This window comes from Cytobacillus sp. OWB-43 (genome assembly GCF_034651445.1).
GTDB classification, from domain to species: Bacteria; Bacillota; Bacilli; order Bacillales; family Cytobacillaceae; genus Cytobacillus; species Cytobacillus kochii.
In genome coordinates, this window is record NZ_JAYEFF010000001.1 from 1,638,896 (window position 1) to 1,650,775 (window position 11,880).

The window sequence follows — 11,880 nt, forward strand, 5'->3', positions numbered from 1 at the left end:
TTCAACACTCTCCTCGCTTCTTGTTTCATGGCTACATATATAATTTTGCCTGCTTCAAGAGCAATTATAACTGGCAACTTAATAAAAAAAGCTACCCTCCATTGGATAGCTTTTCATGGTATTTTTACATTTTTGGCAAGGCTCAGTAATTCCTTCGCATGCTCCCTTGTCAGTTCAGTCATTTCCACACCAGAGATCATACGACCAATTTCTTTAATCTTTTCCTCGTCATCCAACGGCTTTACCGTTGTTTTTGTACGGCCAGCTTTGAGTGTTTTAGAAATAAATAAATGCGTATCTGCCATTGCAGCTACTTGTGGCAAATGGGAAATGCAAAGAACTTGCGAATCAATCGCTACTTGATGAATTTTTTCGGCTATAGCTTGTGCGACTCTTCCGCTTACCCCTGTATCAACTTCATCAAAAATAATAGATGTTACCCCTTGATGTTTAGAAAAGATACTCTTTAAAGCAAGCATAATTCGGGATAGTTCACCACCTGATGCAATTTTTGATAATGGTTTTAACGGTTCTCCTGGGTTAGTGGATAAGTAAAATTCGACTGTATCAATACCTTTTTTATGAAAGCTTTCTTTATCCGTAATAAAATGGACCTCAAATACAGTCTTTTCCATATAAAGTGCTTTTAATTCACGATGAATCATTTTTGTTAATCGTTCCGCAGCATTTCTTCTTAATTCACTCAATTCCTTTCCTTCGACAAGTAAATCAGCTTGTAATTCTTTAGCCTGCTTGAGCAAGTGTTCGATATGAGTTTCTTTGTTGGTTAATGTTTCAATTTCTTCCTCAATCTTTGCAACATATTCCAATATTTCCTCTATTGATGGTCCATATTTTCGTTTGAGCATATTGATTTCATTTAATCGCTCTTCAATTTCATTCAATCGAACAGGATCAAATTCCATAAAATCTAATTTACTCCTTAAAATAGCTACCGTGTCCTCTAATTGATAAAAACTGTTGGCAACAACTTCTTGCAACTCAACTAACTCTTCATCAACTTCTGCCGATTGTTGAAGGTGATTCATAGCTAAACTAATCCAATCAAGCCCTTTTTGTTCTCCTTGCAAGGCATTATAGCTAATTTTTACGCCTTCATACATCTTCTCAAAATTAAGTAAGCGGTTTCGCTCTTCTAAAAGTGCATCATCTTCATTCAATTTTAAATTGGCGTTTGTTATTTCTTCATATTGAAATTGAATAAGATCCAGGCGATGAGCCATTTGCTGTTCATTTTCTGTTAATGTCTTGATTCTTTTCATTGTTTGCTCGTATTCTCTATAGACCTCTTCGTATTCTTGTCTGCTTTTAGCGATTTTGGTACCACCAAATTGATCTAATAAAGGCAAATGCAAACTTTCATTCATTAATTCTTGGTGTTCATGTTGACCATGTATGTCAATTAGAGTACTACCAATTTCTCGAAGAATAGAAATGGTTACAAGTTTTCCATTTATTCGACAGACACTTTTACCTGATTTAGATATATCTCGTCTCAGAATCAACATTCCTTCATCGATATCTATACCAAATTCTTGCGCCCGTTTGTAACACGGATGTTGTTCATCATCTAATATGAATAAACCCTCTATCTCAGCTTTCTCTTCACCATGTCTTACATACTCTGAAGAACCCCTGCCACCAACAAGCAGGTGAACGGCGTCAATAATAATTGATTTTCCTGCTCCTGTTTCTCCTGAAAGCACAGTTAGACCTTTATTAAAGGCAATTGTGATTGATTCGATAATAGCAAAGTTTCTAATTGATATTTCATTTAACACTGACATTTCACCCCAGCTTATAGCATTTCTAAAAATCTTTTGGAAATCACTTCAGCTTCTTCAGGTGTTCGACAGATAATTAAGCAAGTATCGTCGCCACAAATTGTTCCTAATATTTCATCCCAATCTAGGTTATCCATCAATACACCAATCGCCATTGCATTCCCTGGCAAAACTTTCATCACAAGTAAATGACCGGCAGAATCTAGACGAACAAATGCATCCATTAAGTTACGCTTTAATTTTTGTAAAGGGTTAAAGCGTTGATCAGCTGGTAAACTGTACTTATATCTTCCATCCAAAAGGGGAACTTTCACTAAATGTAGTTCTTTAATATCTCTTGAAACCGTTGCTTGTGTGACGTTAAACCCAGCATTTCTTAACTCTTCTACTAGTTCATCTTGGGTTTCAATATCATTGTTCGTAATTAAATCCCTAATCTTAATATGTCGTTGTCCTTTATTCATTCTTTTCACCTCTATGAATACAAAGCGCTGCCTGAAATCAGCAACACGATTCTTATTATCTTTTAATTCATATGTTAGCTGATTTTCTCTATATTGTACAATTTATTCTGCATAATTTGTGTTTTTTTGGTAAAAAAGATTGTTTCATAAGAGAATTTCAAATCTCATTTATATCCGTTATGATGCCTGACACAAAAGAACAGGCTGGAAAATGCTCCCCTAGCCTGCTCACTTTAGTCTGTGTTCATTCTTTCAGTTTTGCTTTTAATTGCTTGTGGGCTTCTTCTACTACTGATTGGATATCAAAATCATTGGTAGCATGCACTTCCTCTGAACCATGTGGCCACTGCAAATGAGCGAGGAATTCAATATTACCATCTCCACCTGTAATCGGAGAATAGGATAAGCCTTTAATATGATATCCTTCCGTTTGAGCGAAGGTTAGAATTTTATCAATTACTTGTTCATGTACTGACGAATCACGAACAATTCCCTTCTTCCCAACTTGTTCTCTTCCTGCTTCAAATTGAGGCTTGATTAATGCGATCACGTCGCTACCAGGTACGAGTAATGTTCGCAAAACAGGAAGAATTAGTTGTAAAGATATAAATGAGACATCAATGGAAGCTAAATTTGGCATTTGACCGACTAAATCAGCAGGTGTAACATAGCGAAAATTAGTCCGCTCCATTACAACCACACGTTCATCCTGTCTTAGCTTCCAGGCTAACTGATTATATCCAACATCTAGGGCATAAGACATTTGTGCCCCATTTTGCAATGCACAATCTGTAAAGCCCCCTGTTGATGCCCCAATATCTAATAGAATTTTATCTTCAACGGTTAAATCAAATACCTCTAATGCTTTTTCGAGCTTTAAGCCACCTCTACTTACGTAAGGCATTGCTTTCCCTTTGATTTGTAATGGAATATCACTCTTTACCTTTTCTCCAGGTTTATCTAGCCTCATTTCATTACTATAGACGATGCCTGCCATTACCGCTCTTTTTGCTTTCTCTCTTGTTTCTGCCAAGCCTCGTTCTACAAGAAGAACATCCACTCGTTCCTTTTTACTCATTATCGCTTCATGCCCTCTTTTGTTTTTTTTCAGCTAATCTACTCATGCGCTTTACAATTTCTTCAGATGTTAAATTTATCTCTTCTAAGAGTTTGTCGACACTACCATGTTCAATAAAATGATCCGGGATACCAAGTCTATCCACTTTCGCATGATGGTAATGATGATCATGAGCAAATTCTAACACGGCGCTACCAAATCCACCTTGTAAGACGGCTTCTTCAACTGTCAAAATAGGCATGTTCATACTTAAAATATCATGTAACATTGTCTCATCTAATGGTTTAATAAAACGGGCATTAACAACTTTTACTGAATAGCCTTTCGCTTCAAGAAGAGCTGCCGCTTCCATAGCCATTGGAATGGTTGTTCCAAATGTTAAAATAGCTGCGTCTTTACCTTCTTTTAACACTTCCCATGAACCAATTGGAAGTGCCGTCATCTTCTCATCAATCTCAACTCCAAGTCCATTTCCTCTTGGAAACCTCATTGCAATTGGACCATCATTGTATTGAATAGCGGTATATGTCATATGACGACCTTCATTTTCATCTTTTGGCATCATCAGTACCATATTTGGTAAATGTCTTAAAAAGGCAATATCGAAAACACCTTGGTGCGTTTCTCCATCAGCACCTACTAACCCAGCACGATCGATCCCAATAAAAACATTTAGGTTTTGCCTAGCAATATCGTGGACCACTTGATCATACGCTCTTTGTAAAAATGTCGAATAAATTGCTAAAAATGGCTTCATTCCTTGTGTAGCAAGACCTGCCGCTACTGTAGCCGCATGTTGTTCCGCTATTCCTACATCAAACATGCGATCGGGAAATTCACTTGCAAAACCTTCTAACTTAGATCCCACAGGCATCGCAGGCGTAATGGCAACAATTCGTTCATCTTCTCTTGCCAATTCTCTGACTGTTTCACTAACTAACTTACTCCATGCCGGTGCAGTATTAACAGGTTTCAGGAAGTCACCTGTTTCCGTTTTATAAGGGCCTGTTCCATGCCAAGTACCAACTGTATCACGTTCTGCAGGTTCAAAACCCTTTCCTTTTTTCGTAATTACATGTAAGAGAACTGGACCTTCAGTTTTCTTGGCATAATTAATGTTCTCAAATAATTCTTCATAATTATGACCATCAATTGGTCCAAGATAAGTAAAGCCGAGTTCCTCAAAAAACACGCCTGAAACAAGTAAATACTTTAAGCTATCTTTTAATCTTTCAGCTGTTGAAGCAATTTTACCACCGACAGCTGGGATCTTTTTCAGAAAAGCTTCTAACTCATCTTTTGCCCATTGGTATTTCCCCGCAGTTCTAAGACGACCTAAAACATTATGAAGGGCGCCAACATTAGGAGCAATTGACATTTCATTATCATTCAAAACAACAATCATGTTTTTCTGCTCGTGACCAATATGGTTGAGCGCTTCTAATGCCATTCCACCAGTCAAGGCACCGTCCCCTATTACTGGTATCACATGGCTATTTTCTTTTTTAATATCTCTTGCAATGACCATTCCCATAGCACCTGATAAAGAGGTGGAGCTATGGCCTGTTTCCCATACATCATGAGGACTTTCGATCATTTTAGGAAACCCGCATAATCCTTTATACTTTCTTAACGTATCGAATTGGCTAGCTCTACCAGTAAGGATTTTGTGAACATATGACTGATGCCCAACATCCCATAAAATTTTATCTGTTGGGCTATCAAACGCTTTATGCAGAGCAATGGTCAATTCAACAACACCTAGATTAGGCCCAATATGGCCACCAGTAACTGACAATTTTTCAATCAAAAAATGTCTAATTTCCGAGGCTAGATTCTCTAATTCCTCATTAGAGAGCTTCTTTAAAAAGCTGGGGTCTTTAATTGATAACAGATCCATAAGACGGATCACTCACTTTCATTACTTATTCATAAATTGAGTATACTTCTTCTCATTTCCTTTTCATGATTAGTACTAGATTACAGCAAAAATAAAAATAAGCCAAATGTTATCCCTTTTAATGGTTTCTTTCAGCTAGCATATCTGTAATTTTTTCCAAGTAATAAGTATTCAAACCTGTTTTTGCTAATTTTTCTTTCGCTAACTGTGTATGCTCATCAAGAGCTGCTTTTGCACCATTCATTGTTAATATGCTTGGATAAGTACTTTTCGCATTGACTTCATCACTACCTACCGGCTTACCAATTAGTTCCTCAGAACCTTCTAAATCTAAAATGTCATCTCTTATTTGGAAGGCTAGACCTAAATGTGTGGAAAATTCAAGTAAAAGCTGCTTTTCCTTATCTGAGGCACCAGCTAAAATGGCACCAGCCATGACACCAAAACTTAGTAACTTTCCTGTTTTATGTACATGAATGTATTCTAATTCAGGAAGTGTAAGTGTTTTCTTTTCACCCAACATATCAGCAACTTGGCCACCAACCATGCCTTCTGCTCCTGCTGATTGAGCAAATTCTTTAATTAAAGCTAATTTAGCTTCAGGAGAAGCAAATGCTTCATCCGTTTCTGCAATTAATTGAAAGCTAAAAGTTAAAAGCGCGTCCCCTGCTAAGATTGCATTGGCTTCCCCATACACTTTATGGTTTGTCGGCTTTCCTCTTCTTAAATCATCATCATCCATACTAGGAAGGTCATCGTGAATAAGAGAGTATGTGTGCACCATTTCAAGTGCGCATGCACTGTTAAGCCCTTTAATTGTTTCTTGTCCATAAGCAGCTAAAGTAGCGAAGAGCAATAAAGGTCTGATGCGTTTACCTCCAGCCGATAAAGAATATTGCATTGCTTCTTTTAGCACAGCTGGAGATTCTAATCTCTCTACAAAGGATGCCATTTTCTCTTCCAGTAGTGTTTTATGATGTTGTGAAAAAGCTTGTAGTGACTCACCCATTCTCCCTACTCCTCCTCATGTATAACAAACGGCTGTTTTTTTCCATCATCAGTAATCATTTCTGTTAATTGTTCTTCTACATTTTTTAGTTTATCGTGACAAAGCTTGGAAAGTTCCATCCCATTTTTATAAATGGAAATAGCCTCTTCTAGAGGGACATCCCCTTCCTCTAACTTTTCTACGATTTGCTCAAGCTGCTCCATTGCTTCTTCGAAAGTAGGTGTTTTCTCTTTAGCCATTACTTTTCACCTCGATTATCGATTATATTCTTTACTTCAGCTAAGATCGTTCCATCTTTTACCTTTACTTTTATTTCGTCATTTTGTTTAACTTGATGAATAGATTTGATGAGTTCTTCTTTTTCCGAATACAGTAAACTATAACCACGGTCCATAATCTTTAAAGGACTTAACGTCTCTAATTTTGATATAAGATGTGAGAATTCCCTTTGCTTTCGCTCATTCATGACATTCATGGAACGCCTTAACCGTTTATTCATATCTATATATAGCTTTCTGCTTTCTATGGCTAATGAGTGTGGTGGTGTTCTTAGCAAGCGTTTTCGTTGCTGATCGACTTGTTCCTGCTTATATTTTAATAAACGTATTGTACTTTTAATTAATTGTTCTTTCGTACGATCAACTTGTTCTAATTTTTGCTCATAAAGTTTTTGGGGGTATCGAAAAGCATAAGATTTCTCCACTCTATGAAGACGTTCAAACTGCCTTGTTAACCTCTCCCTCGTTGCTCGGATCATCCGTGCTTGTTGGTTATGGATCCGTTCACTTAGGTCATCTATATGAGGCACTGAAAGCTCAGCAGCACCGGTCGGGGTCGGTGCCCTTAAATCTGCGACAAAGTCTGCAATCGTAAAATCCGTCTCGTGACCAACCGCTGATATAATTGGGATAGATGAAGCAAATATACCTCTAATCACTTCTTCTTCATTAAATGCCCATAACTCTTCAATTGAACCTCCACCTCTACCAACAATTAACACATCAACCTCTTTCCTTTCATTCGCTCGATTGATTTGTTGAGTGATGGAAGGTGCGGCCCCTTTTCCTTGTACAAGTGCTGGGTAAATATAAATAGGAACAGCAGGATATCGGCGTTTCAATGTTGTAATCATATCTCTGATTGCTGCACCAGTTGGTGAAGTAATCAGCCCGATCGCTTTCGGATACTTAGGAATCGGTTGCTTATATTTCTCTGAGAACAACCCTTCCTTTTCAAGTTTCTGTTTTAACTGTTCATAGGCTAGATAAAGGTCACCAATACCATCAGGGGTCATTTCTTTCACATATATTTGATATTGTCCACTTGCTTCATATAAGGACAAATCACCGGTAATAAGAACATTCATCCCATTCTTAGGGACAAATTTCATCGTTTGATTGTATCTTGAAAACATCACTGCAAGAACTCTTGATTTCTCATCTTTTAATGTAAAATACATATGACCACTCGAATGGCGCTTGAAATTTGAGATTTCACCTTTGACCATTACTTGTTGTAAATGTGGATCTCTATCAAATTTCCGCTTTATATATTTTGTTAATGCGTAAACTGTTAAATATCTCTTTTCTTCCATTCTTATCTCCTTCTTTATTACAACGAATTAATTGTAATAGGAAAGTTTAAGCAGCGGATTCAAATGATGTAATCGCATAAAATAGATGCTCTTAATTCTCACTATAATTATCTTTTATTTTTGATAATACACTATTTATAAACTTTGGCGATTGGTCGTCTCCATACATCTTTGCAATCTCAATGGCTTCATTAATAACAACATTAACCGGTATATCATCCTCGCTAAAAGCAAATTCAAAAGTGCTAAGACGTAGTAAATTGCGATCCACGGTTGCCAAACGATCCAATTTCCAGTTCTCCAGATTGTTAGATATTAATTCATCAATCTGGGCTTTATGCTGAAGAACACCACTGACAAGATGGTTTAAATAAGCATCCTCTCGCTGTTCATCTAACACATGATGAATGGCCTCATTCATTTCCGTTCCACTTAAATCGATTTGAAATAGCGCTTGCAATGCTTTTTCTCTTGCTGTTCTTCTTTTCATTCTTATTTCTCCTTTGTCATTCAATCTATTATATAAATGTCCTCGTGGATTTCTTTAACGACACATAAAAAAACACATAAGAAGATAATAGCATAACTGACTATGATTCGCACAGTGTAGTCAATAATTTTTCCTCTATTTTTCCTTACAGTCTGATGAACTTTAAATAATGAGAACATAGTTATTATATGAATAGACTTATCTAAAATTTGTTGAAACAAACCTTTAAGTCATGAAGCGGATATATCAATACAAAAAAAAGACGACTAAAGACACCGATGTCTCTAGTCGCTTTTTTTGTCTTTTTATATTTCTTGTTCGTATTCATCTTCTTGTTTTTGGCTTTCAAAAAGAATACCAACTACATGAATATTAATTTCTTTCGTTTCAAGCGCTGTCATATTTAATAGAGCTTGACGAATATTATCTTGAATACTTTGTGCAACAGTTGGAATAGATACGCCAAATTTCATTAAACAGTAGACATCCACTTTAATGCCTTCTTCAGCTAATTCGACTTTTACACCTTTTCCATGGTTTTTCTTGCCTAATTTTTCAACTACACCTGATGCGAAGTTGCCGCGCATTTGTGCAACACCTTCCACTTCAGATGCCGCAATTCCTGCAATTACTTCAATTACTTCAGGTGCAATTTCCACCTTACCTAACCCTGTTTCCTCTTGGTTCATTTCTAGAATATTTTGATCGCTCATTTTGAAACCTCCAATTCTTATTCAGATTTCATAACGTCATTCAATTCCAGGAATTTCGTATTAAACTCCCCTGCAACAAAATTCTCATTCTCAAGAAGTCTTAAGTGGAACGGGATTGTAGTATGAACACCTTCAATAACGAATTCACTTAGTGCTCGTTTCATTCTAGCAATTGTTTCCTCCCTCGTATCACCATAAGTAATCACTTTTGCAATCATTGAATCATAATACGGAGGAATCGTATATCCAGGATATGCAGCAGAATCAACACGAACACCTAAACCACCTGGTGGAAGGTACATCGTAATTTTCCCTGCTGATGGCATAAAGTTTTTCGCCGGGTTCTCTGCATTTATTCGACATTCCATCGCCCATCCACTATAAGTAACATCCTGTTGGGTCATACCTAAACGTTCACCAGAAGCAACTTTAATTTGCTCTTTAATCAAGTCAACGCCTGTTACCATTTCTGTTACTGGATGTTCCACTTGAATACGTGTATTCATTTCCATGAAATAAAACTTACGGTTATGATAATCATAAATAAACTCGATTGTACCTGCACCGGTATAATTTACTGCTTCTGCAGCTTTTACTGCAGCTTTCCCCATTTCTTCACGTGTTTCACCATCTAAGGCTGGAGAAGGCGTTTCTTCAAGTAGTTTTTGCAATCTTCTCTGAATGGAACAATCTCTCTCTCCAAGGTGAATCGTATTTCCATAAGTATCTGCTAGTACTTGAATTTCTACATGTCTAAAATCTTCAATGTATTTTTCAATGTATACACCTGCATTACCAAAAGCTGTTAATGCTTCCTGCTGTGTAATGTTGATTCCTTTCGTTAACTCTTCTTCATTACGTGCGACGCGAATTCCTTTACCGCCACCGCCAGCAGTTGCCTTTATAATAACAGGATAGTCTATTTTTTGCACCAATTCAAGCGCTTCACTAATGTCTTCAATAATTCCATTTGAACCAGGTACGATTGGTACGCCTGCTTCCTTCATCGTTTCACGAGCAATATCTTTCGTACCCATCTTGGCAATCGCTTCTGGAGTTGGCCCAATGAATGTAATATGACACTCGCGACATAATTCTGCAAAGTCACTGTTCTCTGCTAGAAAACCGTAACCTGGATGGATCGCATCGCAATCTGTTAACTTCGCCACACTAATGATACTAGTGAAGTTTAAGTAACTATCCTTTGAAGAAACTGGACCAATACAATAAGCTTCATCAGCAAGCTGAACATGTAGAGCTTCTTTATCACCTTCTGAATAGACAGCTACACTTTCAATACCCATTTCACGACATGCACGAATAATACGTACAGCGATTTCTCCTCTATTTGCGATTAATACTTTTTTTATCATCGACAAAAGCCCTCCTTACTCAGGCTTCACTAAAAATAATGGTTGCCCGTATTCAACTAATTGACCATCTTTAACTAAAATTTCCACAATTTCTCCATCTACTTCTGCTTCGATTTCATTGAATAATTTCATTGCTTCAACAATACACAGAATAGAATCTTTGGTGATTTTAGAACCAACTTTTACATATGCATCTGCATCTGGTGAGGATGACTGATAAAAAGTTCCAACCATAGGAGAAACTACTTGATGCAGATTTGAAGTATCTTTATCTTCATTCTTTTCATTTACTTGTTCTACTTTTTGTACTTCCATTTGGACTGCTGCTGTTTTCTGAGGTTGTTCAGGAGGCGCTACTACAGCCTGTGCCTGTGGTTGAACAACTGGTACTGCTGCAGGTTGAATAGCAGTGACATTTTTCTTCATTTCTACTTTTGTACCTTCATGTTCATAAACAAATTCATCAATATTTGATTGATCAACTAATTTAATCAATTCACGAATTTCTTGGACTTTTAGCATTCTTACACCCCTGTTCTTCATTTACGCTTCAACTTTAATAGATGAAATACTAGTTATGTAAAATAATTATGACTAGCTACTATAATCATACGCTAAGACCTAATGAAAGTTCAACACTAACTTTAATAGTAAATATTATCCAAATAATAAGTCTCCCTCTAAATACACCACTTATATCCCTTTCTTTCCTTCTGATTTATTAAGAGAACAAGTGAAAGTTGAAGTTCTTCATTTTTGCTAGGCTCGGATTATTTAACTATGTAAAATATTTCATCAGTCAAACACGTACAAAAATTATGCACTTATCAAAAACTATTATCTAACTATTGTAATTATTTTATCATTCCCCTATAAATAAATGCAAAAAACTGAGCGACTGTATTCATCGCTCAGTTTTCATACTACTTACTTACTTGAAATTCTACTGCTACCAAAGCTTGTGTGCCTAACTCATTCATTACTTCTCTAATAATCTTGTTTGCTTCAGCTTTTGATTGTTCTTCCGCCTTAACAACCACTTTTACATTGGCACCATCAGCTTTCACAAGAACATCTTCGTAGTTCATTGATTTTATCAAGTTCTCTAACATTTCTTCCTTAGCAGCTAACTCATTAAGTGAATCAAGTTGATCCTTCGCTTCACTTCTTTCCTCTGCAGGTAATTCTGTCGAAGCTGCGACTTCTGTTAATCTTTCTTTTTCCATACTTCTTTCGTTCATTTGATCAAGTCTCTCTTGGGCAAATTCTTCATCAGATGCTACATCTGAAATTACCGCACCACCGGTTTCTGCATTTTCATTTTCTTCTTGGTCATTTCCCGCAAGATTCATTTGTCCATCTGGAGAAGTTAAGTAATAAATTGACAGAACAACGACTAAACTCAACATAGTTAATAACCATACCGTTTGCTTTTTTAATAACATCATTAAATC

The 11,880-nt window shown here is 36.7% G+C and carries 12 protein-coding genes; all 12 read right to left on the bottom strand.

Features of this window, described 5'->3' with window-relative positions; genetic code table 11:
* Positions 1–113: 113 nt before the first annotated feature.
* On the bottom strand, positions 114–1,802 hold the full coding sequence (gene recN / locus U9M49_RS08025) for a DNA repair protein RecN (RefSeq protein ID WP_095372620.1): 1,689 nt from the start codon (positions 1,800–1,802) through the stop codon (positions 114–116).
* A 17-nt stretch (positions 1,803–1,819) separates the two neighbouring features.
* Entirely contained in the window at positions 1,820–2,269 is a 450-nt protein-coding gene (gene ahrC / locus U9M49_RS08030) for a transcriptional regulator AhrC/ArgR (RefSeq protein WP_095372619.1), read from the bottom strand.
* A 244-nt stretch (positions 2,270–2,513) separates the two neighbouring features.
* The gene (locus U9M49_RS08035; protein ID WP_307313730.1) at positions 2,514–3,350 is read right to left on the bottom strand and encodes a TlyA family RNA methyltransferase; all 837 of its coding nucleotides are present in this window, start codon (positions 3,348–3,350) and stop codon (positions 2,514–2,516) included.
* Positions 3,351–3,354: 4 nt separating this feature from the next.
* Positions 3,355–5,247, bottom strand: coding sequence for a 1-deoxy-D-xylulose-5-phosphate synthase (gene dxs, locus U9M49_RS08040; RefSeq protein ID WP_307312939.1), 1,893 nt, complete (start codon positions 5,245–5,247; stop codon positions 3,355–3,357).
* Between the two features lie 118 nt (positions 5,248–5,365).
* Positions 5,366–6,256, bottom strand: a complete 891-nt coding sequence (locus U9M49_RS08045; RefSeq protein WP_095372616.1) for a polyprenyl synthetase family protein — start codon at positions 6,254–6,256, stop codon at positions 5,366–5,368.
* 5 nt (positions 6,257–6,261) lie between these two features.
* Positions 6,262–6,495 (bottom strand): exodeoxyribonuclease VII small subunit, encoded by a 234-nt coding sequence (locus U9M49_RS08050; protein WP_095372615.1) that lies wholly within the window; start codon positions 6,493–6,495, stop codon positions 6,262–6,264.
* Positions 6,495–7,850, bottom strand: coding sequence for an exodeoxyribonuclease VII large subunit (gene xseA, locus U9M49_RS08055; protein WP_322909593.1), 1,356 nt, complete (start codon positions 7,848–7,850; stop codon positions 6,495–6,497). Before xseA ends, U9M49_RS08050 begins: the two co-directional genes overlap by 1 nt.
* 91 nt (positions 7,851–7,941) lie before the next feature.
* Entirely contained in the window at positions 7,942–8,340 is a 399-nt protein-coding gene (nusB, locus tag U9M49_RS08060; RefSeq protein ID WP_095372613.1) for a transcription antitermination factor NusB, read from the bottom strand.
* Between the two features lie 305 nt (positions 8,341–8,645).
* Positions 8,646–9,053 (bottom strand): Asp23/Gls24 family envelope stress response protein, encoded by a 408-nt coding sequence (locus U9M49_RS08065; RefSeq protein ID WP_095372612.1) that lies wholly within the window; start codon positions 9,051–9,053, stop codon positions 8,646–8,648.
* A 17-nt stretch (positions 9,054–9,070) separates the two neighbouring features.
* A complete protein-coding gene (gene accC / locus U9M49_RS08070; protein ID WP_224936012.1) occupies positions 9,071–10,426 on the bottom strand; it encodes an acetyl-CoA carboxylase biotin carboxylase subunit in 1,356 nt (451 codons plus the stop codon).
* Positions 10,427–10,441: 15 nt separating this feature from the next.
* Entirely contained in the window at positions 10,442–10,948 is a 507-nt protein-coding gene (gene accB, locus U9M49_RS08075) for an acetyl-CoA carboxylase biotin carboxyl carrier protein (protein WP_095372610.1), read from the bottom strand.
* Between the two features lie 401 nt (positions 10,949–11,349).
* The gene (locus U9M49_RS08080; RefSeq protein WP_095372609.1) at positions 11,350–11,871 is read right to left on the bottom strand and encodes a SpoIIIAH-like family protein; all 522 of its coding nucleotides are present in this window, start codon (positions 11,869–11,871) and stop codon (positions 11,350–11,352) included.
* Positions 11,872–11,880 lie beyond the last annotated feature (9 nt).